The following is a 23,947-nucleotide window of genomic DNA, read 5'->3' as shown; positions in this document are numbered from 1 at the left end:
GGCGTCATGTGACTAAATGGCCATGATCACTCACCAACGACGCAGGTACTGGTTGATACAAAACAGCGTGTTTGTAGTGCTGCTGATATCGTTGGCCGGGTTGCTAGGCTATCTTGCGCATGAAACCCGTATTGAGTGGGATATCAGCCAGAATGGGCGCAACAGCCTAAGTCAAGCAAGTATGGAGGTACTAGAAAAAATCAACGGCCCGCTTAACGCCACCGTCTACGCAACCGCTCAAGATGCGCAATTGGGAAATATTCGTAAAATCATCCATGAATTCCTCTCGCGTTATCAGCGTGTCAAACCCGATTTCATGGTCACATTCATCGATCCCGCCGAGCAGCCGAAACTCACACGGGAAGCGGGAGTTCAGGTCAATGGGGAAATGGTGGTAACGTTCAATGGCAGAAGCGAACACCTCAGCACGTTCAACGAGCAAACGTTCACTAATCTGCTGATGCGATTGGCGCGCCCCAGTAAGAAACTCATAACAATGCTCAGCGGCCATGGTGAGCGCAAGCTGGACGGTAGCGCGAGTCATGACCTGGGAGAATTTGGCAAGCAATTGATGGGGAAGGGATTCAAGACCGGAACGCTCAATCTTTCTATTGCCCCCGATGTACCGGCCAACACGAGCTTGCTCGTCATTGCCTCGCCGCAAATTGACCTGCGGGAAGGAGAAGTGGGTAAATTGCTTGCGTATATCGGCCGCGGCGGCAACCTGTTGTGGCTAATAGATGAGGGCCCCTTGCATGGCTTGCAACCGCTTGCCGAGAAACTGGAGGTGACGCTCACACCGGGCGTGGTGGTCGATCCTCAGGCTCAGCAGTTGAAATTGCCCATCACTGTCGCGTTAGGCGCGAATTATGGACAGCATCCGGTCACACACAATTTCGACTATATTACGATGTTTCCTTTTGCTCGCCAGATAATCGTCAATGAAAATGAGGTATGGCATAGCGTCTCGCTGGTGGAAGCGGCACACCGCGGATGGGTGGAAACCGGCAAGCTGGATTCCGGCATCGTCTTCGACAAAATGTATGATGTATCCGGTCCCGTAAGCATCGCTGCCACCCTGCGCCGCACTCTGCAAGACCGTGAACAGCGCATCGCTGTCATCGGCAGCGGGAATTTTCTTGCCAATACGTATCTGGGCAACGGCAACAATCTGGATTTTGGCATTAATCTCGTCAACTGGCTCACTGGCGACGAAAATCTCATTGCTATTCAACCCCGGGCCACACTCGACAGCAACCTGGTATTAAGTGAATCAACGCTTATCATCATTACTGGCGGTTTTCTCATCGTTCTGCCACTGGTTTTCCTGGCAAGCGGATTGATCATTTGGTGGCTGCGTGGAAGAAGATGAACCCCGAACTTTATAGAGATACTCCAGTTGCCTGAACTACCAGAAGTCGAAGTTATCCGTCGTGGCATCGTCCCTCATCTGGAGGGGCACCGTCTTGCTGGTGCTACGCTGCGAAATTTGAGCCTGCGCTGGCCGGTACCTCACGATCTCGGACACACGCTTTGCGGGTTGAAAATCAATACGGTGACCCGGCGCGGCAAATACCTTCTATTCGACTGTGGCACCGGAACACTGATCTTGCATCTCGGCATGTCCGGCAGCCTGAGATTGCTTCCCGCCGCCACGCCGCCGCAGAAACACGATCATATCGACCTGATACTGGATACCGGCATAATTCTGCGTTTCAAAGATCCGCGCCGTTTTGGCGCAGTGCTATGGAACACCGGTGATGTCATGCACCATGCTTTACTGGCTCAACTTGGACCTGAGCCGCTTACCAAAGCGTTCAATGGGAAATTGTTATACGAAAAGACTCGAGGCCGCAGCGCCAGCATCAAGGAAGTACTGATGAACAGTCGCATTGTCGTCGGCGTTGGCAATATTTACGCCAGTGAAGCGCTCTTCAGCGCGGGCATCAGTCCCATAACCCCCGCAGGGCGGATCGGCGTGCGCAGGTACGAGAAACTGGTGCGGGCAATAAAGGAAACGCTTAATCTCTCGATCGAAGCAGGCGGCAGCAGCTTGCGCGACTTCGTTAACAGCGACGGCAATCCCGGCTATTTTCAGCAACAGTATTGGGTGTATCAGCGAAACGGGCAACCATGCCGGAAGTGCGGTGTAATCATCATGCAAATCAGGCAGGGACAGCGTTCAAGTTTTTATTGTCCACATTGTCAAAAATAAGGGGAGAACAGAACAGCGAAATGCTCAGCATGACCCCCTCGCTATATCATCACATTTACGAGACTTCACAATCACAGGAGCGACATGAACATCACATTTATCGGCGGCGGCAATATGTCTTTCGCCTTGATCGGTGGCCTATTGCAACAGGGTTATTCGCCTGGGCAAATATGTGTAGTCGAAATCAACGCCGAAAGGCGTGAGAAAATAAAGCACGAATTTGACGTGGAAGCCGTGGCGGAACTCGCCAAAGGCTTATCCGGCAGCGACGTCATCCTGCTGGCGATAAAGCCGCAGCAGCTGTCAGCTGTGGCACGGGAACTCGCGGCACTGCTTAGAAGCCATCTGATTATATCTATCGCTGCCGGTATTCGCGCGACTGATATAAGCCGCTGGATGAGTGGTTATGCACGTGTGGTGCGAGCCATGCCCAACACGCCGGCATTGATTCGCGCAGCGGTTACGGGACTATATGCCCTGGATGGGGTCAGTGCGGAGGATAAGCGCAACACGGAGACTATACTTGGCGCGGTCGGTTCCGTGCTATGGTGCAATCACGAGGAGCTGCTGGATGCGGTGACAGCCTTGTCGGGCAGCGGTCCGGCTTACGTATTTTATTTCATTGAGGCCATGCAGAAGGCGGGGCAGGAACTAGGGCTGGATGCGAGCCAGGCACGGCAATTAAGCCTGGAAACCTTTGCCGGCGCTGCCCGGCTCGCAATTCAGAGTGATGAACACGTCGCCACGCTACGTGCCCGGGTAACTTCCCAGGGTGGCACCACAGAGCGCGCGATCCAGTCTCTCGAAAATGACAATGTCAAGCATGCGATCGTGCGTGCGATTCATATGGCGAATCAACGCTCGCGTGAATTGGGTGACGAGTTTGGCAGGACATAAAACTTTATCACCTAGGGCCTGTTAACACTTATTTCGCACCCGCGACGGCGACGGATTTCATCCAGTACGAGGCGTGAGCCGCGCGGCGGAGCGGGCCTCCGTAAGCGGCGAGTAACGAAGGGCTGGATGAAATCCGTCCCGTCCCTTCGGGTTGCTACACAAAAAACGCGGGTGCGAAATAAGTGTTAACAGACCCTAGGGTTATTATTTTCCAGGAACGTATATGCTCAACCAGATACTGATATTTCTGCTCGACACCCTGCTGGGTCTGTTTTCTCTGGCGCTGCTGCTGCGTTTTTATATGCAATTGCTCCGCGCGCCCTACCGCAACCCATTGTCTCAATTTCTCGTGGCACTTACCGATTTTATCGTACGGCCTGCCCGCCGGGTCATTCCCGGATATAGCGGAATGGATCTTTCCACGTTGTTATTGGCATGGCTTGCGCAATGCATGTTGCTGACCGGCGTGCTTATGCTTCAAGGATATGAGTTCAGATCGACTATCGGCATCGCGATCACGGGACTGGTGCTGCTGGGATTGATAGAGATTATCAAAATGACACTCTATATTATTTTGGTGGCGATCATCATGCAGGCGGTACTTTCCTGGTTCAATCCTCACACTCCCCTTGCCCCGATGCTCGACAGCTTCACACGGCCATTCCTCGGCGTTATCCGCAGGCGTATTCCACCGATCGGCAATGTCGACCTGTCGCCCCTGTTTGTGCTGGTGATTATTCAATTACTGCTGTTCGTCGTAGCGGGGGCAGGCAAGGAGATCTCTCTTCTATTCTGATGTATGAGTCTGTCGAAGTATTGATACCTTACGGGAGTTTTTTTGTGTCGTCAGCATTGTCGCACCACGCCTGGCACCACTGCGCTGATGGTGGTCAGCGGCTTATCCTTAGGGTTCACATACAACCCGGTGCGAAACGCACCGAAGCCGTCGGGCTGCATGGCGACGCACTGAAAATCAGGCTTGCCGCGCCACCGGTGGAAGGTGCGGCCAACACTGCGCTGCTAAAGTTTCTTGCAATGACTTTTGGCGTGCCGCTAAGTCAGGTGACACTCAGACACGGAGTCAAATCCCGGCGCAAAGTCGTTGAAATCTGGCAAACGGTATTAGAACCGGATGTATTGTTTAAGACACCCAATTCCGGAACGGATTAATCCTGAATCCTGCAGGTGAGTTTGCTGCAACTACTGGATTCAGGTTAATTTCTATTCCATATTTCCCGGTAAATACCGTGCAGTCCTATCGACAAAAATCATGTCTCGCCTGATTCTTTTCAATAAACCTTACGGAGTCATTTGCCAGTTCACGCCCGAGGCCGGATACAAGTCTCTCAAAGATTTCATACCGCTGTCAGGTTTTTATGCCGCCGGACGACTCGATGCCGATAGCGAAGGTCTGGTACTCCTCACCGATGATGGCAAATTGCAAAACAGGATCAGCAACCCCGAGCATAAGCTGCCGAAAACATACTGGGTGCAGGTAGAAGGTGTACCCGATGAAGTTGCACTGGATAAATTGCGCCGGGGTGTGATACTGAGGGCTTTCAAGACCATGCCCGCGCAAGTACGTCTACTTCTACTGGATGAACCGGGGAACCTCTGGCCGCGCACACCACCTATTCGCTTCCGGAAAAACATCCCTACTTCATGGATCGAATTGACGCTCATGGAAGGCAAGAACCGCCAGGTCAGACATATGACGGCGGCTGTATCTTTCCCTACGCTGCGGCTGATCCGCCATGCGATCGGCGCATATTCCCTGCACGGCCTTGCACCGGGTGAATGGCGCTTTTCGAGTATGCAGCCACTGCTTTAGAATAGCCGGGGAACACCCTTGTCAGGCACACCATGTGTAGATCGACTGGATGCATTGCCCACTATTTGCTCTCTCCCAGCGACGCCGCACATTCGCAGCAACGCTAGAAGGGTTGAATTACTTGGCAATCGTGATACTCGGCACGCCGGTACGCGGCAAATCCGTGATGGTCATTTGAAACAACAGGTACAACATCTGGAAGGCATCCCGGTTCCAACGAGCAAGCGGGCCAGCGGTATTCACGGAGTAGTACCGATTATGCGAACGGATCGAAAGATCGGCTTCCAATGGCGGTTTATCCGACACGACGAGTCCCATGGTAGCGATCGGATTTTCATCGCCTTTGATGGCGAGCGTCCGTATGTCTTTCTCGACATGATACTCCGGCTCGTCGCCGAGGGAGCGGCCGAGGAAGTTGAGAATTTCGTGAAAACTTCTGAGCCGGAAGGTTCCTCTCATTGGCCACTCTCCCCCTGGAAGGTTAGAGCGAATGTCGAAAGCAACATCGTGGGGATTCCAGGTCCCTCCTTCATTGTTCAACTGCGCACGTTCCTCCAGGGATAGCGTTTCGGGATCATAGTTGGTGATGAGAATCGGACCTGGCACTTGTTTACGAAGCATGTAAGTATTGTCCTGCTTGTTATAGAGCACGAAAAACTCTTTCTCCAGAGCCTGAAAGCCTTCCGCCGAAACTGAACCAGCGGGGATGATCCAGGTGCGTTCCAGATTCAGCGGTTCAGCATAGAGCTGGTTTTGGTCCTGAATGGCCGAAAGATGCAGCACCACGCGACGGAACATTTCGTAGCCCAATGAATCAGAGGGTCTATTTCGATACGCAACCTTTGGTGTGGAATCCTGAATACGCACTTCCTGCGCCATCAACCTCAGCAAGAGATCGATATCAAAGCGCTGACGGAGCAGAAGCGTGAGCTTGCCTTGCTGAAACGGGGTGAGCAGCCGCCTGGTAAATTCTTCGCCTTCGATCGGGACAATGCTGATGGTGGGATTTTCCGCGACGCTGCCGCCAAATGTGGGCATCAACACCTCGCCGGCAAGTCCCCCCAGCGCGGGAGTGGCCCCTGCACTGAAGCGGAAATCGAAGGTAGCCGCGACATTCGAAACCCCGGTAAAGTGAATTGGTTGATGGTGATGAGCGCGGGCGATATTTGTCAATAGCTGTCGGGAAGCAGCGGTGGTGATGGCTTCATCATAGGCCCCGACTGCACGATTGAGCGCGATGGGCGAGACACAACCGGAGAGCGCGAACGCGGATACAAGACACAGCGTCAAGAATAACGAGCGCAGAGGGCAAAGGATATCTATATAGGGTATTTTCATCTCAGCAGGGGGAGTAGCAGACAAGTTATTGTTATACGGAGTAAATATAGATACCAGCACACCTGTGCGGCCGATTCGGTTCATAGCATGGCATTTGGCCAAGCTATACCGGATTATGTGGAGTTCGTTTAGTACAGACTGAAAACGCTTAACGGCTGGCCGGTCTATATTTCGCCGCTTTTTAATTAATAAACAACAATCGGCTCTCGATATCTGTCCTCTCCGTCATTCTTTTCGCTTCGATTCTTCAAATCCCACAGGCTGCCCAACCATTAAAAATAGGAACTACAGAGCCGCTTTGCAGTCTATCACGCCATGACATTACATCTGCCCAATCCTACTGATCAAGATATTTTAACCATTGATAGCGGCACAAGGTAATAAAATATGTTCGCGTCCCAGATTTAAAAGCACATCAGATACGTCCTTGTTAGAATAAAATGGGTGGTGGTGCGTTTTCTTGCTATATTGACATGAAGGTAATCATAATAAGTTTGATGCTTAAAAGAGGGGTATGGGATCTCTACGGAAAGGAGAACACATGAAGCACCTTTTGATCGTATCTGCACTAACCTTGGGCTTGATGTCGGCCGGAATCTCCGCCGACGAGAATCATCCGGGTGGAGATAGCACCGTCGGCAGCCCTGGTGATCTGAGCAAAGTGTCACGCACCATTGAAGTCACAATGGTGGAGAACCGGTTTAAACCTTCTGAAATAAAAGTGAAACAGGGTGAAACGATTAAATTCTTGCTTAAGAACACCGGTAAGAAAAAACACGAGATAATGATTGGCACCCCGGATGAAATTGATAAGCATGGAAAAATAATGAAAAAATTCCCCGACAAGGAACACCCCGATGAACCCAATATGATCTCCGTCAGCCCGGGCAAGACCGGGGAACTGGTATGGCATTTCACTGAAGCCGGCGTGGTCGACTTCGCCTGCCCGCTGCCAGGCCACTTCAAAGGTATGGGTTTCCCGGGCATGAAAGGAACAATCGAAGTAGAGGCCAAATGAAAAAACTAACTTACACCTTATTAGCTGGATCCCTTCTCGTCGGCGCCTTGTCGAGTGCTGCCGCTAACGCCACCTCGACAACCGTCGAGGTCTACAAAAGTGCAACCTGCAAGTGCTGCGCAAAATGGGTCGACCATATGCGTGCGAATGGCTTTACCGTCAACACCCACGATGTGGGCAACAAGGAGGTACGCGAGCGTGCGGGTATTTCCACTACGCTTGGTTCCTGTCATACCGCCCTGGTTGATGGTTATGCGATTGAAGGTCACGTGCCCGCACAGGACATCAAACGGTTTCTCAAAGAGCGTCCGCGCGCGATTGGCCTGACCGCTCCGGGAATGCCTCATGGTTCTCCCGGCATGGAGGGCGCGCGCAGCGATCCTTATGACGTGCTCCTAATCAACAAACAAGGCGATACGACCGTGTACAGCCGACATCTACCATCTGATCCAAAAGAATCCCTGATGAGATTGAAATGAGGGGCATGAAATCTTCCCTTACTCTCGCTGTCCTTGGGAACCAGCAAAGAAAATCTTCAACCTCCGCATTCATGCCGATAAATACGAAGGGTAACAAGAGTCTGCTCTATGTCCTTCTGGCAGGCATGGTAGTTGTCTTGATCGCCGGTTGCGGTGAATCGAAGCCTCCTGCCGCTGCGCCGATACCCGCTGTCGCACCCGCTGCTGCACCGGAAACGCCCTCTGCCGGCTCAATCTCACCCGCTGCTGAACCGGCACCACCTATTGCCGCGCCAGCGGAGCCAAAAAACCTGGCGGCACGCAAGCTTGATCCCGAGAAAATCAAGCGTGGTGAAGCTGTTTATCGTGCAAATTGTGCCAATTGTCATGGACCCAATGGGGAAGCCACGCCAGGCTGGCGGAATCCTGGCGCTGACGGCAGATACCCGCCACCGCCGCTGGACGGCAGCGCCCACGCCTGGCATCACTCAACCGAGACACTGGAAAGAATGATCCGGGTAGGTAGTCCGGCAGATATCGGAGGCATGCCATCGTGGGATGGCAAGTTGACAAATCAGCAAATCGATGACGTGATTGTCTGGATCAAATCACTGTGGCCAGATGAAGTCTACGATATCTGGCACAAGGAAATTGAGAATAAGCCGGAACCGAAGAAAAATTGAGTGCTATTGGTTGCCGGTAGCGATAGGCCAAGGGCAGAGTCGGTATTGGCTACTTCAGCAGCCGGGTTGTAACCAGTCCATGCTGACCGGCGCATATAGGGTAGGGTCAAGCGGCCGACTCCCGCTTGACCCTTGATCTTTTCGGTGCTTGACTTCGCTCCAAGGACTCGGAGCGTTGCGATTGAAGCTTAGGCCAGCTCCGCTTTCGCGGGTCCCTTCTTTACCGCGGCACGAGCCGGAAGCTTCTCGCGAATGCGCGCCGATTTACCGGAACGATCCCGCAGGTAATATAGCTTGGCGCGGCGAACATCGCCACGACGTTTGATTTCTACGCTGGCAATTAGCGGTGAATAGGTCTGGAAAGTTCGTTCCACACCCTCACCACTGGACACTTTGCGTACGGTAAAAGCCGAGTTGAGGCCGCGATTACGCTTGGCGATAACAACGCCTTCATAAGCTTGTACGCGTTTACGGTCGCCTTCAACCACTTTGACGTTAACAATTACCGTGTCGCCGGGGGCGAAATCCGGAATTGTCTTGCCAAGACGGCTGATTTCTTCGTTTTCAAGTTGTTCGATCAGATTCATTTGCCACTCCTTACTTTATTTCGCTTGGTTTCTATTACTTCAGTTCGATTCATAAGCGTGCTTGAACGCTTCCAGCAACTCGGTTTCCTCTCCGGTCAAGCCGCGTTCAATTTTCAACGCCAGTAAATCCGGTCGCCTCAGCCATGTTCTGCCCAATGACTGTTGCAAACGCCAGCGCTTGATTCTGGCGTGGTTGCCGGACATGAGAACCTCCGGCACGACTTTTCCCTGATAAACTTCCGGTCGCGTGTACTGGGGAAAATCAAGCAACCCACTCACAAACGAGTCCTGGCTGGCTGAATCCGCGTCTCCCAGTACGCCTGGCATCTGCCGCACCATACTGTCTATCAGCACCATTGCCGCGAGCTCTCCGCCAGAGAGCACATAATCGCCGATGGAAACTTCGTCATCCACCTCACGCGTTATCAAACGCTCATCCACGCCTTCATAGCGCCCGGCGAGTAGTACCAATGATGGCAATTCGCACAGTTCCATCACCAGGTCGTGGTCTAACAAACGTCCTTGGGGAGAAAGATAGATTACCTTTGTCCCATTAACACCATTACCTGTCTGCCGCGTCCTGGCTGCAGCGACGGCTTTTTCCAGCGGCTGTGCCAGCATCAGCATTCCCGGGCCGCCGCCGTAAGGACGATCATCCACTGTACGGTGATTATCCTCAGTGAAATCACGCGGGTTCCAGGTATGCAACCGGTAAATCCCGTTTTCCTTCGCCCGGCCGGTTATGCCGTATCGGGTGATGGCATCAAACATTTCGGGGAACAGCGTAATGACGTCGAACTCAAAAGCCACGGCTAGTAGTCCACACCCCAGTCCACCGTTATCCGGCAAGCCTTTAAATCCACCTTGACAATCACCTGGCTGACAAAGGGGATCAATCGTTCCTTCTCACCTTCTATCAGACTTTGCACTTGAAGCACATCGTTGGCACCAGTTTCCAGTAACCCGGTTACTTTCCCCAATTCTTCATTCCGCAGATTAATGACTTCAAGGCCGATTAGATCCGACCAGTAGTAGCCATCCTTACCGCTCTTGGACAAACTCGGCAGCTGGCTGCGAGGTATCGCAATCTGCATGCCCTTCAACCGCATTGCCGCAGTACGGTCAGCGTATGGCTCAAGCGCGGCCGTCAACGTATTCCCGTGAACTTCGCATCCGGTAACTTTTACCTCGCGCCATTCCCCATTGCCTTTGCCCAGCCACCAGACTGGATAGTCAAGCAGCCCGTCTACATATTCAGTAAAGGGAAAAACCTTGATCCAGCCTAACACACCAAAGGGGCCGGCAATACGCCCCATCACCACCATTGGCTCGGCTGCTTCGCCTGATTTAGCTGCTTCCTGCGGCTTTTTGTTTTGCACCGAACTGTCTGACCAGCCTTGTAACGGTATCGGATAATCGTGCACCCTGTGATTGCCAATGGGTGACACGATCCAATTGAACACGCAATGTGTCTTCGCCTCCAGCCGCCCTGGGGTTATAAAAACCAATGCGCTCAATGAACTTGCCGTCACGGGCGTCTCGGGAATCCGCTACTACCATGTTAAAAAACGGACGTTTCTTGGCACCGCTTCGCGCCAGTCGAATAATGACCATGTATATGCCTATGTGGGTCCGGAACCGAAAAGGGTGAGATTTTACGGTAATCTTTATCCTATTAGCAAGTATATAATATTGCTGACGGTATAAAACATCTCTGCCGGGAGCGGGATTAACGACATAAAACAGAATGACTTCAAATCTGTTTGAATGGTTGGCGTTGGCAGCGCTCCTACGCTGCTTCCATGGAAGGACTTGTTGTACGATTCCTCAGTGCGCTTGCTCCCAATTCGGACCCACACCCACCTCCACCAGCAGTGGTACATCAAGCGTCGCCGCACCACCCATTAGCCGCGGCAGCTCATCTTTTACCGTTTCGATTTCGTCATCCGGTACTTCCAGTACCAGCTCGTCATGGACTTGCATGATCAATTTGCTACGCAAGCCTGTTTTGGCCAGCCAGCCATGCACTGCGATCATGGCAAGCTTGATGATATCGGCCGCGGTACCCTGCATGGGGGCGTTGATTGCGGCGCGTTCCGCACCCTGTCTGCGATTGCCGTTGGAACTGTTGATCTCCGGCAACCATAATCTGCGTCCAAATACGGTTTCGACGTAACCGTTTTCTCTTGCGGCTTCCCGGGTACGTTGCATGTAATTCGCGACTCCTGGATAGCGGGCAAAGTACCGGTCCATGTAAGCACGGGCGGCGGAGCGTTCGATGCCGAGTTGCGAGGCGAGGCCGAATTCGGACATGCCGTAAATCAGCCCGAAGTTGATGATTTTTGCGTAGCGGCGCTGTTCATTATTCACCGCTTCCAGCGCCGCGCCAAACACCTCCGCTGCAGTGGCGCGATGTATGTCCTCGCCTGCGGCGAACGCTTTGAGCAATCCCGCGTCCTGTGATATGTGCGCCATGATGCGTAGCTCGATCTGCGAATAATCAGCAGAGATAATGCGATGCCCGGGCGATGCGATAAATGCTTCGCGGATACGGCGGCCTTCGGCGGTGCGTACCGGGATGTTTTGCAGGTTGGGCTCATTGCTGGCGAGCCGCCCGGTCACCGCCACCGCTTGCGCATAATTGGTGTGCACGCGGCCGGTTGCGGCATCCACCATGCGCGGCAGCTTGTCCGTATAAGTGGATTTAAGCTTGGCAAGACCGCGGTATTCGAGCAGGATTTTTGCCAGGGGATAATCCGGCGCGAGCTGTTGCAGCACGTCTTCGTCGGTGGAGGGTGTGCCGCCCGGCGTTTTCTTGATAACGGGAAGCTTGAGCTGATTGAACAGTATCTCCTGAATTTGCCTGGGTGAATTCAGGTTGAATGGCTGCCCGGCAATTGCGTGTGCCTGCCCTTCCAGCGCCAGCATTTTCTCGCCGAGTTCGCGGCTTTGGATTTCCAGCAATCTTAAGTCCAGCAATACGCCGTTACGCTCCATTTCAAACAGTATGTCCAATACCGGCATTTCAAGTGCGCGATAGATGTAATCGAGCTTCGCGTCCTTCGCTATTTCGGGGTACAAGTGTTGATGCAGTTGCAGCGTGATATCGGCATCTTCCGCCGCATATTGCGCCGCACGTTCGATGTCTACCTGATCAAAACCGATACGCCCGGCCCCCTTGCCGGTGATCTCATCATAGCCAATGGTTTTGGCTCCAAGATGCCGCAACGCAAGATTATCCATATCATGCGGACGATGGGATTCCAGTACGTAGGACTGCAATAGCGTATCGTGGACAATCCCGTTCAAGGTAATGTCATGATTGGCAAGAATGTGTTTGTCATATTTTAGATTCTGGCCCACTTTAGATCTGGTGGGGTCTTCCAGCCAGGGCCTGAGCTTATCGAGCACGAGATCCACCCCCAGTTGCGGCGGCACACCTGCGTACCGGTGGGTCAGCGGCAGGTAAGCCGCCTGATGAGGCGCAATGGAAAACGAAATTCCGACGAGCTGCGACTGCATCGGATCCAGTCCGGTGGTTTCCGTATCCAGCGAAACCAGCGGCGCGGCATGAATGCGTGCGATCCATTCATCCAGTTGAGATTGCGTGAGAATGGTCCGATAGTCCGCTGACACCCTATCCGAAGATTGCCGATCCGCATCCACTGCCGGATATCCGGTGGCCGAAGGCGCGTCGCCAATCACTCTTGGATTCCCCGAGCCCGAGCCCACATTCTGCCGTATTTCCCGCAACCAGGTTTTAAAATCCAGCCGCTCGTACAGCTCGGCCAGTTTTACGGTATCCTGCGGTTGCAGCCCAAGATCGTGTAAAGCGACAGGGAGTACCACATCACACTTTATCGCCAGTAATTCGCGCGATCGGCTCAACCAGTCGAGCGCCGCACGCAAATTTTCCCCCACCGCGCCACCAATTTCATTTGCATGAATGATAAGATTGTCCAATGTGCCATATTGGGTGAGCCATTTCACCGCGGTTTTGGGGCCGACCTTTTCCACGCCCGGAATGTTGTCCACCGTGTCACCCACCAATGCCAGATAATCGAGCATGCGCGCTGGCGTCACGCCAAATTTGGCAAGCACCGCCGCTTCGTCGAGCGTTTCATTGCTCATGGTATTGATCAGCGTCACTTGCGGATTCACCAGTTGCGCAATGTCCTTATCACCGGTGGAAATGACACAATGCATGTTTTCGAGCACGGCTTGTTTAGCCAGCGTGCCAATCACATCATCCGCCTCCACGCCTTCCACAATCAGCATTGGCCAACCCATGGCGCTTATGCACTCATGCAGCGGCGCGATCTGCGCCGCCAGATCGCCCGGCATGGGGGGACGGTGCGCTTTATATTCCGCATAGAGGTCGTCGCGAAAAGTCTTGCCTTTTGCATCAAATACGCAAGCGCTATAATGAGCCTGGTAATCCTTGTGCAAACGGCGCAGCATGTTAAGCACGCCATAAATCGCACCGGTCGGTTCGTTATTGCGGTTGCGCAAATCCGGCAGCGCATGGAAAGCGCGATACAGGTAGGATGAGCCATCAACCAGCAGCAATGTTTTCATTTAACTTCCAAAGGTTTTCAATGAGCACGCAAGATAAGTTAGCCCGTACCATGACAAATGATTTTCTGGAAAAAACCTGGTCGGCGAGGGAGTCGTGGCGCGTGTTCGGCATTATGGCAGAATTTGTCGAAGCTACGGAACGCTTGAATTCAATTCGGCCCGCCGTCAGTATTTTCGGGAGCGCGCGTACGCTTCCCGATCATCCCAACTATATATTAACCGAGCAGATCGCGCGGCAATTGTCCGATGCCGGCTTTTCCGTCATCTCGGGCGGCGGTCCAGGTATCATGGAGGCGGCCAACAAGGGCGCTTACTTTGGCACGTCGCCGAGTATCGGCCTGAATATCCAGCTCCCACACGAACAACATCGTAATACTTACCAGGACGTCAGCCAGACTTTCCGCCATTTTTTTGCGCGCAAGTATATGTTCGTGAAATTCGCTACTGCTTACGTCGTCTTACCCGGCGGATTCGGCACGCTGGACGAACTGATGGAAGCACTCACGCTGGTTCAGACCGGCAAGACACGGAAAATGCCGATTATTCTGGTTTGCTCAGACTTCTGGCGCGGCATGCTCGACTGGCTGCGGCATACCCTCATAACCGAGGGCATGATTGCCCCGGAAGATATGGATTTGATACAGGTGATCGATGAACCCCGCGAAGTAGTCAAGGCAATATTCAGGTATTATGAAACCAGCGGCTTCGAGCCTTCCACAGCTGAACGGGAAGTTCAGCTCAATCTGTAAAACCCGTGTCATTTCAGATAGAATGAGTGCGTTGACCCCGCCGGAGCAGCCATGCGTCTAATAATTCTCATCGTGTTATTGAGCGCTGCCCTGCCGGCAGCGGCACAATCCAAACCCAAGGATTTGCGGCCGATACCGGAAGTACCAGAACCGCCTGAAATAGCCTTGCCTTCACCGGGCGCCGACCAGGATGATGCCGCGCTTGAACCACAGGTTACGATTACCAGGCGCGGAGAGGATAAGATCGAAGAATACCGCATCAATGGGCGTCTCTACATGATCAAAGTGACTCCCCGCATTGGTCTGCCGTATTACCTGATTGATAATCAGGGAGATGGTACATTTTCCGCTGGCGGCTCCGGGGGACTTGATCAGAATATTCGGCCCCCAATGTGGATATTACGCCAGTTTTAAATCCGAATCTGAATCCGAAGTAGACAAGGGCGGGTGCGGAAAATCCATACGCATCATGGCGCTCAAATTGATAAATGAACTGAAAAACGAAGCGGCCAACCGCTAGATTTAGGTTAAATACCCTTAAAGAACAAGAAGTTCGATGGGATTAAACGACTTCTTCTCTCCCTTTTCCTCTCGCTCATGTCTGTCTTCACTACCGTCACTCAACATCAGCTTTCCACATGGCTGAATAACTATTCGCTGGGTGCGCTGATTGATCTGCAAGGTATCTCCTCCGGCATCGAAAATACGAATTATTTTGTCACAACCAACCGGGGCAAATATGTTCTCACCTTGTTTGAAAAACTAACCTCGTCCGATCTGCCCTATTACTTGAACCTGATGGCCTATTTGTCGCAACGCGGCATTCCTTGCCCTTGTCCGATAGCCAATCTTGACAAGGGATTCCTTGGCGAACTCAATGATAAGCCGGCAAGCATCGTTACTTGCTTGCCCGGCAAATCACAGGAACGTCCCACCCCTGCGCATTGCGCCGAGGTCGGCGCGCTCCTCGCGAACATGCATTTATCCGGTCTGTCCTACCCCGAAAGAATGGAGAACCCGCGGGGTCTCGAATGGTGTAAAGCCACGGCGCCTTGTGTCATCCCGTTTCTTACGGGGGAGGAAATAGCGATTCTTGAGGAGGAACTCCATTTTCAGTCGTTGCATTATTCCGATGATCTGCCGTGTGGCGTAATTCATGCGGATCTATTTCGTGACAACGTACTATTCACCGGCGATACGATAGGGGGGGTAATCGATTTCTATTTCGCCTGCAACGATAGGTTGCTGTACGATATTGCTATTACGGCCAATGACTGGTGTTTGAGTGAAAATAGCGAGTTAGACGTAAAACGTGTGCTGTCGCTACTCGAAGCCTATCACCGTATCCGCCCGCTTACCGCTATCGAGAAGGGTGCCTGGCCGATAATGCTGCGAGCCGGGGCTCTGCGCTTCTGGTTGTCGCGGCTGCATGATTATTACTTGCCGCGCATGGGAGAACTCACTCATGCCAAGAATCCCGCTCACTTTATGCGCATATTGAAGAACCATGCGGCATCCCATTCAAGACTGGCACAAGTTTGGGTGTGAACGGTAAACCGCACCACAGAATTGGATAGCAGGCGCTACTCAACCGGAGATACAGAAAATGGAAGTCAGGCAGGTCGATGCAAAACAAGGGTGGCAATGGATTGTGACCGGATTCTATATATTCCGCCAGATTCCACTGGTGTGGATTTTGCTGTGCACCACTTTGCTTCTTATCGCCGTCACCTTATCGCTTATTCCAATGGCGGGACAGTTCATCTTCACCCTCCTTTCACCGGTGTTTCTAGCCGGGTTAATGATAGGATGCAGAGCCCTGGAACAAGGCGAGAAACTGGAGATTGCTCACTTGCTTGCAGGCTTCAGGAGCACCCCTGGACCGTTGATCACGATAGGAGGAATTTATCTGGTAGGGCAAGTGTTGATTCTTGGACTATTCATGCTGGTCGGGGGTGATGTTCTGATGGATCTATTGATAGACGGGAAACGGGTGGATGAGAATGAGTTGAAAAGCGTCTCCGGCAATATGTTGTCCGCCTCGCTGGTCGGCCTAACGCTTTCCGTTCCGCTGATGATGGCTACCTGGTTTGCACCTTTGCTGGTGATATTCAACGGCATGGCCGCAGTGGATGCAATGCGGCTAAGTTTTGTCGCCTGCCTGAAGAACATCATCGCATTCCAGATTTACGGCATTACGCTAGTAGCGCTGGTAATACTTGCCACGATGCCCTATGGCCTGGGATTGTTTATACTGATACCGACTCTGTTTGGCTCTATTTACGCAAGCTACCGGGATATTTTTGTGGATACGGCCGAATCAGCCTGAGCGGTGAATCACGCAGGGGTCAGTTTGGCATATTCCAGCAATAACCACTTCGTGCCGATGCGGCCGAATCTGACCTCAACGCGAGCATCCGCTCCGTGACCTTCGCAATTGACTATCACCCCCGCGCCAAACTTGGCATGCATCACATTCTGTCCTATGCGCCATTGCGACGCCGTCGAATCCCGAATATTCGATGTGCGAGCTTGAACGCCAGGCTCCTGGATTACCCGGCCTGATCCTTGCCTCCCTCTTCCCCAATCCTCATTCCTGATCGTTGCCTTCTGCATCGGTTGCAGCCACTTGAGCAAGCTATCCGGAATCTCATGCAGAAAACGAGAAGGGATGTTATAGCGGGTCTGGCCATGCAACATGCGGCTTTGGGCGAAACTCAGATACAGGCGTCGTCGTGCCCGGGTCAACGCTACATACATTAGGCGTCTCTCCTCTTCCACGCCACCTGCTTCGTTACGACTATTATCGTGGGGAAATAAACCTTCTTCCAATCCGCTCAGAAATACACTGTGAAATTCCAGCCCCTTGGCCGAGTGCACCGTCATCAACTGCAGTGCGTCCTGACCACTACCAGCCTGATGCTCGCCCGCTTCCAGCGATGCGTGACTCAGAAATGCCGTGAGACTGTCATCCTCGGCTTCATGCACAAAGCCGGTGGCAGCATTAATCAATTCGTTCAGGTTCTCCAGGCGGTCCGCTCCCTCGCGCTCAGCGCGATAATGTGCCACCAGCCCGCTATGCTCCAGCATATGCTCGACGGCTTCCGGTAACGGCAGCTTTTCGCAAACCTGGCGCATTGACTCGATCAGCACAGCAAAGCCCTCAACCCCTTTTCTTGGCTTGTCCAACCGTTGATTGCTCTCAAGCCTGATCGGGGCTTGATCTCCCGAATTCGGGATGAAGGCCGCATCGTTTCCATACTTCTGTTGCATTGCCGCCCACAAGCTGCCACCCTGCCTCTTAGCTTCGTCCTGCAATTGCTCCAGGCTGCGCATGCCAATACCGCGTACGGGAAAATTGATGATCCTGAGCAGTGCGTTATCGTCCTCAGGATTTGCCATCAGCCGCAGATAGGCCAGGGCATGTTTGATTTCCTGACGTTCGAAGAAACGCATACCGCCATATACCCGATAAGCCAGTGAAGCATTGAACAAGGCATGCTCCAGCACGCGCGATTGTGCGTTGGAACGGTAAAGCAACGCTATCTGGGACAGCACGACGCCTTCCGCGCGTAGCGACTTCACTTCGTCCACGATGAAGGAAGCCTCATCAAAATCGGTCGGTGCGTTATACACGCGTATCGGTTCGCCGTGGCCTTCCGAAGTCCAGAGATTTTTGCCGAGACGGCCGCTATTGTTGCGTATCAGCGTATTGGCCGCATCAAGAATGTTGCCATGCGAGCGATAGTTCTGCTCGAGCTTAATGATTTTAGAGATATGGAAATCCCTCTCAAAATCTTTCATATTACCGGTGTTCGCCCCACGGAACGCATAAATGCTCTGATCATCATCGCCGACCGCAAATACCGCGGCGCGGTTACCGGCAAGCAGCTTCAGCCATTTATACTGCAAGCGATTGGTATCCTGAAATTCATCCACAAGAATATGATCGAAGCGGCCACGATAGTGCTCGCGCAGATGTTCGTTGCGAGTCAGCAATTCATAACTGCGAAGCAGGAGCTCAGCGAAATCCACCACACCTTCCTTGTTGCACTGCTGCTCATAAAATAGATAAAACTCAACCATCTTGCGGGCGAAATCGTCGTAAATTTCGACCTGCGACGCTCTGAGTCCTTCTTCCTTGGCATTATTGATGAACCATTGCACCTGGCGTGGAGGAAATTTTTCATCGTCCGCGTCGAGTACCTTCAGCAAACGCTTGATCACCGCCAACTGATCGGCAGAATCCAGAATCTGAAAAGCCTGTGGCAAGCCGGCATCCTGATGGTGGGCGCGCAACATGCGGTTGCACAGACCGTGGAAGGTACCTACCCACATGCCACGCGTATCGATCGGCAGCATGGAAGCGATGCGGATGAGCATTTCCTTCGCCGCCTTATTCGTGAAGGTAACCGCAAGTATGCCGTGAGGACTGACTTGACCAGACTGGATCAAATACGCAATACGAGTGGTGAGTACCCGTGTCTTGCCGCTGCCTGCACCAGCCAGCACCAGCGCTGATTGATGTGGCAGAGTCACGGCTTCAAATTGTTCAGGATTTAATTCTGAAATTAGGGAAGACATTGGAAGAAAACTATTTCCGCTTAAATAGCGCCGGAATTACTTGAGTTTCATCGAACCGTGTAAAGGAAGGAATACAAAGATGGTATGCCGGCACAACGTTTCGAGGCACTCAAGAAATTTCTAAATTCCGGGTGAAGCTCACATGGAGCGGAGGGTAAATAACGTGGACGGGCAATCCGCATAGCGGATTGCCCGTCCCTTTGAATTCAAAAAGCATCCTTATCGGCAACGGCTGCCGGATTATTTACTCCGGCTTTTCGTGACGAGATCCAGAATCAGCGGTGTTAATATCAACTCTATGGCCAATCCCATTTTCCCGCCCGGCACGACAATTGTATTCGGACGCGACATGAACGAATCGTGGATCATGGAAAGAAGGTAGGGAAATTGCACGTTCTTGGGATCGCGGAAGCGGATCACGACAAAACTTTCATCCAGAGCCGGGATATCACGCGCAATAAAAGGATTTGACGTATCAACTGTCGGGACTCGCTGAAAATTGATATGAGTCAGTGAGAACTGCGGGGTAATGTAATGCACATAATCGTGCATACGGCGGAGAATGGTATGAGTCACCGCCTCCGCCGAATAACCACGCGCATTCATGTCACGATGGATTTTCTGGATCCATTCCAGATTAACAATCGGTACGACACCCACCAGTAAATCCACATACTTTGCCGCATCGGCGGTCTCGCTCTTGACCCCGCCATGCAAGCCCTCATAAAACAGCATATCGGAACCCGGCTTTATTGATGTCCAGGGGGTAAATGTCCCAGCCTTCTGCTGATAGGGCGCCGCTTCTTCATCATTGTGCAAATACAGGCGCGTCTTGCCGCCGCCGCTCTCGCCATATTCCTTGAATAACGCTTCCAGTTTCTCGAACTCATTGGCCTCGGGACCAAAATGACTGATGGGATGACCACCGTCTTTCTCCGATTCCGCGACGGCTGCCTTCATTGCATCACGATCATAGCGATGAAAACTGTCGCCCTCTACCACCGCAGCAGTCAGTTTCTCGCGGCGAAAAATATGCTCGAAACTATTTTTGACTGTCGATGTACCGGCACCTGACGATCCAGTAACGGCGATAACAGGGTGTTTTTGTGACATACAAACGCTCTCCTCAGACAATAAGATAATAGGATGTTACCGTATTTTTCACGCCGATAATCTACAAGTATCAGCAGACTTTTTTACGGTATTGTTCTCCCAACATGATACCCGTTTTCCTAAAAATTTTGGTGAGAATAGATAAAGATTCACGCCCTCGGACAGGCATAGCGACGGGCAGTATCGACAGAAAAATGCCGGGTTAAATGGCCCGGCATTTCAGATAAGGTATGCCGCAATTCGCAGCGAGTATGATGAATACCGGGAGAATCGCTCGCGGACCGAGCTCCACTGGTAATGGCGTATGAGCGGCGTATTCCTTTTCTAGGGCCTGTTAACACTTATTTCGCACCCGCGACGGCGACGGATTTCATCCAGCACGAGGCATGAGCCGCGCGGCGGAGCAGGCCTCCGTAAGCGGCGAGTAACGAAGGGCTGGATGGAATCCGTCCCGTCCCCTTCGGGTTGCGCACAAAAAACGTGGATGCCGCGTTACGAAGCTTGGCCATAAGCCTGCTATGGCCAAGCTTCGCGCCTTGCCTCCGCATTTTTTGTGTAGCAACGCGGGTGCGAAATAAGTGTTAACAGGCCCTAGATCCATTTGTGTAATGGTCCGGTTTGACATTCGACCTGGTCTGGCATAGAATTCGCGGCTTTATTGAAATCAGCAAAGGCGGGCGTTGTGAAAACCTTTTCAGCCAAACCACATGAAGTAATCCACGACTGGTTCGTGATCGACGCGGCGGACAAGGTGCTCGGGCGCCTCGCTGCGGAAATTGCCCGTCGTCTGCGCGGGAAACATAAACCTATTTTCACGCCTCATGTGGATACCGGCGATTTTATTATTGTAATCAATGTCGACAAGCTGCGCGTCACCGGAAATAAGATGGAAGACAAGACTTATTACCGTCATAGCGGCTACCCCGGTGGTATTTACGAAACCAGTTTCGCCAAAATGCATACACGGTTTCCGGAACGGCCTCTGGAAAAAGCAGTGAAAGGTATGCTGCCAAAAGGTCCGCTCGGTTATGCCATGTTAAAGAAGCTTAAAATCTATGCCGGTGCCACGCATCCGCACGCGGCGCAACAACCGCGACAACTTGAAGTCAGGGCTTAAATTATGAGTACAACGTATAACTATGGTACCGGTCGTCGTAAAAGCGCGGTGGCGCGGGTATTCATGAAACCTGGCAAGGGGTTGATTACTGTCAATGACAGACCCGTCGACGAATTCTTTTCCCGTGAAACCGGCCGTATGGTGGTTCGCCAGCCGCTTGAGTTAACCGGAAATCTTACAAGTTTTGACATCGTGGTCAACATCCATGGGGGGGGCGAATCGGGACAAGCTGGCGCAGTGCGCCATGGCATTACCCGCGCTTTGATTGACTTTGACGCCACGCTCAAGCCCGTATTGAGCAATGCCGGGCTGGTAACGCGCGATGCGCGCGAAGTGGAGCGGAAAAAGGTGGGGTTACGTAAGGCGCGTCGGCGTAAACAATTCTCCAAACGATAAGTTTTTTTGCGTGTCCCCTATTCAAAAGCCGCCTGTTTCTGGCGGCTTTTTTACTTGTTGCTTATAATTCTGAATTCAGCGGCTGTTCGCTCATTTCTCAGCTCGACACTGTGACCCGCAAAGACTTTTTTCATCACCTGTCTTCGCGTCATGGTGAGTTTGTTACGCGGTGAATTTAGGGTAATTGATCAACCGGTTGCATTTTCCCTGCAAGGCATCCGGCTAATCGAACCAAGATATATAAAGATGTCTCTAAAAATTCAGGATTCTGGGCAAAGCCTATTTATTATCTGTAACTAAGGATACGAACGAGAACGCGGATACAAAATAGGCCCGATATGTAATATGAAAAATGGTGATGGAGAATCCCATTCTTCGCATAGAAACTGGAGATTTTATGCTTAAAGTTGGTATCGTAGGTGGAACCGGTTATACCGGCGTAGAATTGTTGCGCATTTTGTCGCAGCATCCCGAAGTAAGCATACACGCCATTACCTCGCGCAAAGAGGCCGGAATGAGTGTGGCCGAGTTATTTCCCAGCTTGCGCGGACGGGTCCCACTTAAATTCTGTGATCCGGCCGAAGCGGAACTCAACCGATGCGCCATCGTGTTCTTTGCGACGCCCAACGGTATCGCCATGCAACAGGCCAGATCACTGCTCGATGCGGGAGTGCGGGTGATCGACCTCGCCGCTGATTTTCGTATCAAGGACATAGCGGTGTGGGAAAAATGGTATGGGATGACACATGCCTGCCCCGATCTGGTGGAAGAAGCTGTTTATGGCTTGCCTGAAATCAATCGTGACAAAATCAAAGGTGCGCGGCTCATAGCAAATCCTGGCTGTTACCCCACCGCAGTGCAATTGGGATTCCTGCCCTTGATCGAAGCGGGTATTGTAGACTTGGAGCATCTCATTGCCGATGCCAAATCCGGTGTCTCCGGCGCGGGCCGCAATGCGGCAGTGCCTACATTATTTGCCGAAGCTTCGGATAATTTCAAGGCCTATGGGGCATCCGGACACCGGCACCTGCCCGAAATCAGACAGGGACTGTCTCGTATGGCAGGAGGCCCGGTCGGACTGACATTCGTCCCGCACCTCACCCCCATGATCCGGGGCATTCACGCCACGCTATATGGCAGGCTTAACAAAGATGCCGATTTACAGGCCATATACGAAAAGCGCTACGCCAACGAACCATTTGTTGATGTGCTTCCAGCAGGCGCTCATCCCGAAACCCGCTCAGTGCGAGGTTCGAATCTCTGCCGCATCGCGGTTCATCGTCCGCAAGAGGGTAATACCGCGGTAATATTGTCGGTAACGGACAACCTGGTCAAGGGAGCTGCGGGACAGGCCGTACAGAATATGAACCTTATGCTCGGTTTTCCGGAAACCCTTGCGATCGATCATGTCCCACTGCTGCCATAACCGCTTGGCCGCTTGCCCGGCTTGAAGAATCGAAACTTAAAGTGAGGCCGCGAAGACAGATATTGAAGGCCGATGGCTATTATATTGGCCAAAAGAATGGCGGAATCACCGGCCAGATGCTTCTGCGACCAAATTCCTCTAACCTGGGTCCGGCAGAATTCTTCCAACCCTCGGTGTCTGGCTGTCATAACAGCGTAAACTGACGGCCATGATTAAATCACCTAAAAGAAAATCTGGCATTTTTGCCCCGAAAGTGGCGATACGTCCACACAGGCCTGAATATTTGCGCTGGCTTATTATCGGCTTGCTTACCGCGCTCGCATTGGCTCTGTCATGGGGCATGTACGATGCCGGGCATCAGTTTGCGGGTTTTGATAAAAATGAGATAAACCATGAACTGGACCGGCTATCACGATTGAATAATCGTTTGGAGAAAGAAAACAGCGAGCTACGTATGAAAATGGCCGGGCTTGAACGCCAGTTGCAGATGGACACGGTCGCACGTGAAGATATTACCAAGCATGTCAAAACCCTGGAAGATGAAAATATCCGCTTGAAGGAAGATGTCGCATTTTTCCAGAATCTCGGATCGGTTACCGGGAAAACCGAACAACGGGTTTCTGTTAGCCATTTAAAGCTGGCGCGCGGCCAGTTGCCCGGAGAATATCGTTACAGCCTGCTACTGGTCCAGGGCGGGCAACGCGCCAAAGATTTTCAGGGTAGTCTGGAATTCGTCGTCAATTTCCGGCAGAATGGTGAGAAAATGGTCACGCCTCTTGTCAGTGAAAGCCCGTCAAATACATTTGACGTTAACTTCAAGTTTTACCAGCGAGTGGAGAGAAGTTTCCGGATGCCGCCGGATGCTTTAGTGGAGAGCATACAGGTAAAAGTATTTGAAAAAGGCGTAGCGCAGGCAAGGCTAACACAGACCGTTAATCTGTCTTTGTGAAGGAGAGA

General features: G+C 52.3%; 26 protein-coding genes. 17 read left to right on the top strand and 9 right to left on the bottom strand.

Translation table 11 applies throughout. The features are described 5' to 3' along the window. Positions 1-16 precede the first annotated feature (16 nt). The 6 genes from BLR00_RS05160 (at position 17) to BLR00_RS05135 (ending at position 4,943) form a co-directional block, all read left to right on the top strand. A complete protein-coding gene (locus tag BLR00_RS05160; RefSeq protein WP_308811296.1) occupies positions 17-1,372 on the top strand; it encodes a GldG family protein in 1,356 nt (451 codons plus the stop codon). Positions 1,373-1,399: 27 nt separating this feature from the next. After that, entirely contained in the window at positions 1,400-2,215 is an 816-nt protein-coding gene (gene mutM / locus BLR00_RS05155; protein ID WP_074631202.1) for a bifunctional DNA-formamidopyrimidine glycosylase/DNA-(apurinic or apyrimidinic site) lyase, read from the top strand. A gap of 84 nt (positions 2,216-2,299) precedes the next feature. Further along, entirely contained in the window at positions 2,300-3,112 is an 813-nt protein-coding gene (gene proC, locus BLR00_RS05150) for a pyrroline-5-carboxylate reductase (RefSeq protein ID WP_074631200.1), read from the top strand. A gap of 223 nt (positions 3,113-3,335) precedes the next feature. Next, the gene (locus BLR00_RS05145) at positions 3,336-3,908 is read left to right on the top strand and encodes a YggT family protein (protein WP_074631197.1); all 573 of its coding nucleotides are present in this window, start codon (positions 3,336-3,338) and stop codon (positions 3,906-3,908) included. A 56-nt stretch (positions 3,909-3,964) separates the two neighbouring features. Then, the gene (locus tag BLR00_RS05140; protein ID WP_074634143.1) at positions 3,965-4,282 is read left to right on the top strand and encodes a DUF167 domain-containing protein; all 318 of its coding nucleotides are present in this window, start codon (positions 3,965-3,967) and stop codon (positions 4,280-4,282) included. A 100-nt stretch (positions 4,283-4,382) separates the two neighbouring features. Continuing rightward, entirely contained in the window at positions 4,383-4,943 is a 561-nt protein-coding gene (locus BLR00_RS05135) for a pseudouridine synthase (protein ID WP_074631194.1), read from the top strand. Positions 4,944-5,060: 117 nt separating this feature from the next. Here the strand turns inward: BLR00_RS05135 and BLR00_RS05130 are convergent, their stop codons facing one another. Further along, on the bottom strand, positions 5,061-6,281 hold the full coding sequence (locus BLR00_RS05130; RefSeq protein ID WP_074631192.1) for a hypothetical protein: 1,221 nt from the start codon (positions 6,279-6,281) through the stop codon (positions 5,061-5,063). Between the two features lie 541 nt (positions 6,282-6,822). Between BLR00_RS05130 and BLR00_RS05125 the strand changes: the two genes are divergently transcribed. Genes BLR00_RS05125 through BLR00_RS05115 form a run of 3 tightly spaced genes read left to right on the top strand, consistent with a single transcriptional unit; the run spans position 6,823 to position 8,440 of the window. Beyond that, positions 6,823-7,299 carry a cupredoxin domain-containing protein gene (locus BLR00_RS05125; protein ID WP_074631189.1) on the top strand — a complete coding sequence of 159 codons (477 nt, stop codon included), beginning with the start codon at positions 6,823-6,825 and terminating at the stop codon, positions 7,297-7,299. After that, a complete protein-coding gene (locus BLR00_RS05120) occupies positions 7,296-7,778 on the top strand; it encodes a DUF411 domain-containing protein (protein ID WP_074631187.1) in 483 nt (160 codons plus the stop codon). The genes BLR00_RS05125 and BLR00_RS05120 overlap by 4 nt, the downstream gene beginning before the upstream one ends. A gap of 5 nt (positions 7,779-7,783) precedes the next feature. Beyond that, positions 7,784-8,440: a c-type cytochrome gene (locus tag BLR00_RS05115; RefSeq protein WP_256324050.1), complete on the top strand. Its 657-nt coding sequence runs from the start codon at positions 7,784-7,786 to the stop codon at positions 8,438-8,440. Positions 8,441-8,628: 188 nt separating this feature from the next. Here the strand turns inward: BLR00_RS05115 and rplS are convergent, their stop codons facing one another. From rplS to polA, 5 genes are all read right to left on the bottom strand, one after another. After that, the gene (gene rplS / locus BLR00_RS05110) at positions 8,629-9,027 is read right to left on the bottom strand and encodes a 50S ribosomal protein L19 (protein ID WP_074631182.1); all 399 of its coding nucleotides are present in this window, start codon (positions 9,025-9,027) and stop codon (positions 8,629-8,631) included. Between the two features lie 39 nt (positions 9,028-9,066). After that, on the bottom strand, positions 9,067-9,837 hold the full coding sequence (gene trmD, locus BLR00_RS05105) for a tRNA (guanosine(37)-N1)-methyltransferase TrmD (protein ID WP_074631180.1): 771 nt from the start codon (positions 9,835-9,837) through the stop codon (positions 9,067-9,069). A gap of 2 nt (positions 9,838-9,839) precedes the next feature. Continuing rightward, a complete protein-coding gene (gene rimM / locus BLR00_RS05100; RefSeq protein WP_074631177.1) occupies positions 9,840-10,352 on the bottom strand; it encodes a ribosome maturation factor RimM in 513 nt (170 codons plus the stop codon). Positions 10,353-10,374: 22 nt separating this feature from the next. Continuing rightward, on the bottom strand, positions 10,375-10,641 hold the full coding sequence (gene rpsP / locus BLR00_RS05095) for a 30S ribosomal protein S16 (RefSeq protein WP_074631175.1): 267 nt from the start codon (positions 10,639-10,641) through the stop codon (positions 10,375-10,377). A gap of 213 nt (positions 10,642-10,854) precedes the next feature. Further along, positions 10,855-13,605, bottom strand: a complete 2,751-nt coding sequence (polA, locus tag BLR00_RS05090) for a DNA polymerase I (RefSeq protein ID WP_074631172.1) — start codon at positions 13,603-13,605, stop codon at positions 10,855-10,857. Positions 13,606-13,625: 20 nt separating this feature from the next. Between polA and BLR00_RS05085 the strand changes: the two genes are divergently transcribed. The 4 genes from BLR00_RS05085 to BLR00_RS05070 all read left to right on the top strand — a co-directional run bounded on the left by BLR00_RS05085 (position 13,626) and on the right by BLR00_RS05070 (position 16,683). Continuing rightward, entirely contained in the window at positions 13,626-14,354 is a 729-nt protein-coding gene (locus BLR00_RS05085) for an LOG family protein (RefSeq protein WP_074631169.1), read from the top strand. Between the two features lie 51 nt (positions 14,355-14,405). Next, the gene (locus BLR00_RS05080) at positions 14,406-14,768 is read left to right on the top strand and encodes a DUF2782 domain-containing protein (RefSeq protein ID WP_074631166.1); all 363 of its coding nucleotides are present in this window, start codon (positions 14,406-14,408) and stop codon (positions 14,766-14,768) included. 183 nt (positions 14,769-14,951) lie between these two features. Continuing rightward, the gene (locus BLR00_RS05075; protein ID WP_074631164.1) at positions 14,952-15,902 is read left to right on the top strand and encodes a homoserine kinase; all 951 of its coding nucleotides are present in this window, start codon (positions 14,952-14,954) and stop codon (positions 15,900-15,902) included. Between the two features lie 58 nt (positions 15,903-15,960). After that, positions 15,961-16,683 (top strand): BPSS1780 family membrane protein, encoded by a 723-nt coding sequence (locus BLR00_RS05070; protein WP_074631162.1) that lies wholly within the window; start codon positions 15,961-15,963, stop codon positions 16,681-16,683. Positions 16,684-16,691: 8 nt separating this feature from the next. On the opposite strand, the gene BLR00_RS05065 is transcribed toward BLR00_RS05070, so the two are convergent. The 3 genes from BLR00_RS05065 to BLR00_RS16605 form a co-directional block, all read right to left on the bottom strand. Continuing rightward, positions 16,692-18,938 carry a UvrD-helicase domain-containing protein gene (locus BLR00_RS05065; protein WP_074631160.1) on the bottom strand — a complete coding sequence of 749 codons (2,247 nt, stop codon included), beginning with the start codon at positions 18,936-18,938 and terminating at the stop codon, positions 16,692-16,694. 240 nt (positions 18,939-19,178) lie between these two features. Continuing rightward, on the bottom strand, positions 19,179-20,051 hold the full coding sequence (locus BLR00_RS05060; RefSeq protein ID WP_074631157.1) for a phosphoribulokinase: 873 nt from the start codon (positions 20,049-20,051) through the stop codon (positions 19,179-19,181). 341 nt (positions 20,052-20,392) lie between these two features. Beyond that, the gene (locus tag BLR00_RS16605) at positions 20,393-20,560 is read right to left on the bottom strand and encodes a hypothetical protein (RefSeq protein WP_176759941.1); all 168 of its coding nucleotides are present in this window, start codon (positions 20,558-20,560) and stop codon (positions 20,393-20,395) included. A 173-nt stretch (positions 20,561-20,733) separates the two neighbouring features. On the opposite strand from BLR00_RS16605, the gene rplM reads away from it, so the two are divergent. From rplM to BLR00_RS05040, 4 genes are all read left to right on the top strand, one after another. Then, positions 20,734-21,168, top strand: coding sequence for a 50S ribosomal protein L13 (rplM, locus tag BLR00_RS05055; protein ID WP_074634142.1), 435 nt, complete (start codon positions 20,734-20,736; stop codon positions 21,166-21,168). A gap of 3 nt (positions 21,169-21,171) precedes the next feature. Beyond that, entirely contained in the window at positions 21,172-21,564 is a 393-nt protein-coding gene (gene rpsI / locus BLR00_RS05050) for a 30S ribosomal protein S9 (RefSeq protein ID WP_074631155.1), read from the top strand. Positions 21,565-21,961: 397 nt separating this feature from the next. Then, positions 21,962-22,990 (top strand): N-acetyl-gamma-glutamyl-phosphate reductase, encoded by a 1,029-nt coding sequence (gene argC / locus BLR00_RS05045; protein ID WP_074634141.1) that lies wholly within the window; start codon positions 21,962-21,964, stop codon positions 22,988-22,990. A gap of 208 nt (positions 22,991-23,198) precedes the next feature. Next, the gene (locus BLR00_RS05040) at positions 23,199-23,939 is read left to right on the top strand and encodes a DUF6776 family protein (protein ID WP_074631152.1); all 741 of its coding nucleotides are present in this window, start codon (positions 23,199-23,201) and stop codon (positions 23,937-23,939) included. Positions 23,940-23,947: the final 8 nt, after the last annotated feature.

The organism is Nitrosospira multiformis, from assembly GCF_900103165.1.
Classification (GTDB): domain Bacteria; phylum Pseudomonadota; class Gammaproteobacteria; order Burkholderiales; family Nitrosomonadaceae; genus Nitrosospira; species Nitrosospira multiformis_D.
The sequence above is the reverse complement of the archived record's forward strand: the minus strand, read 5'-3'. Positions and strand labels throughout refer to the sequence as shown.

What these genes read in the sequence shown, in the direction of transcription:
- BLR00_RS05085 (WP_074631169.1), top strand. Translation starts at nt 13,626, where the DNA reads ATGAGCACGCAAGATAAGTTAGCCCGTACCATGACAAATGATTTTCTG.
- BLR00_RS05075 (WP_074631164.1), top strand. Translation starts at nt 14,952, where the DNA reads ATGTCTGTCTTCACTACCGTCACTCAACATCAGCTTTCCACATGGCTG.
- BLR00_RS05080 (WP_074631166.1), top strand. Translation starts at nt 14,406, where the DNA reads ATGCGTCTAATAATTCTCATCGTGTTATTGAGCGCTGCCCTGCCGGCA.
- rpsI (WP_074631155.1), top strand. Translation starts at nt 21,172, where the DNA reads ATGAGTACAACGTATAACTATGGTACCGGTCGTCGTAAAAGCGCGGTG.
- BLR00_RS05135 (WP_074631194.1), top strand. Translation starts at nt 4,383, where the DNA reads ATGTCTCGCCTGATTCTTTTCAATAAACCTTACGGAGTCATTTGCCAG.
- BLR00_RS05120 (WP_074631187.1), top strand. Translation starts at nt 7,296, where the DNA reads ATGAAAAAACTAACTTACACCTTATTAGCTGGATCCCTTCTCGTCGGC.
- BLR00_RS05040 (WP_074631152.1), top strand. Translation starts at nt 23,199, where the DNA reads ATGATTAAATCACCTAAAAGAAAATCTGGCATTTTTGCCCCGAAAGTG.
- rplS (WP_074631182.1), bottom strand. Translation starts at nt 9,027, where the DNA reads ATGAATCTGATCGAACAACTTGAAAACGAAGAAATCAGCCGTCTTGGC.
- BLR00_RS05130 (WP_074631192.1), bottom strand. Translation starts at nt 6,281, where the DNA reads ATGAAAATACCCTATATAGATATCCTTTGCCCTCTGCGCTCGTTATTC.
- BLR00_RS05125 (WP_074631189.1), top strand. Translation starts at nt 6,823, where the DNA reads ATGAAGCACCTTTTGATCGTATCTGCACTAACCTTGGGCTTGATGTCG.
- rpsP (WP_074631175.1), bottom strand. Translation starts at nt 10,641, where the DNA reads ATGGTCATTATTCGACTGGCGCGAAGCGGTGCCAAGAAACGTCCGTTT.
- proC (WP_074631200.1), top strand. Translation starts at nt 2,300, where the DNA reads ATGAACATCACATTTATCGGCGGCGGCAATATGTCTTTCGCCTTGATC.
- BLR00_RS05160 (WP_308811296.1), top strand. Translation starts at nt 17, where the DNA reads ATGGCCATGATCACTCACCAACGACGCAGGTACTGGTTGATACAAAAC.
- BLR00_RS05115 (WP_256324050.1), top strand. Translation starts at nt 7,784, where the DNA reads ATGAAATCTTCCCTTACTCTCGCTGTCCTTGGGAACCAGCAAAGAAAA.
- BLR00_RS05145 (WP_074631197.1), top strand. Translation starts at nt 3,336, where the DNA reads ATGCTCAACCAGATACTGATATTTCTGCTCGACACCCTGCTGGGTCTG.
- polA (WP_074631172.1), bottom strand. Translation starts at nt 13,605, where the DNA reads ATGAAAACATTGCTGCTGGTTGATGGCTCATCCTACCTGTATCGCGCT.
- rimM (WP_074631177.1), bottom strand. Translation starts at nt 10,352, where the DNA reads ATGGTGGTGATGGGGCGTATTGCCGGCCCCTTTGGTGTGTTAGGCTGG.
- BLR00_RS05065 (WP_074631160.1), bottom strand. Translation starts at nt 18,938, where the DNA reads ATGTCTTCCCTAATTTCAGAATTAAATCCTGAACAATTTGAAGCCGTG.
- BLR00_RS05070 (WP_074631162.1), top strand. Translation starts at nt 15,961, where the DNA reads ATGGAAGTCAGGCAGGTCGATGCAAAACAAGGGTGGCAATGGATTGTG.
- argC (WP_074634141.1), top strand. Translation starts at nt 21,962, where the DNA reads ATGCTTAAAGTTGGTATCGTAGGTGGAACCGGTTATACCGGCGTAGAA.
- BLR00_RS05060 (WP_074631157.1), bottom strand. Translation starts at nt 20,051, where the DNA reads ATGTCACAAAAACACCCTGTTATCGCCGTTACTGGATCGTCAGGTGCC.
- BLR00_RS16605 (WP_176759941.1), bottom strand. Translation starts at nt 20,560, where the DNA reads ATGGCCAAGCTTCGTAACGCGGCATCCACGTTTTTTGTGCGCAACCCG.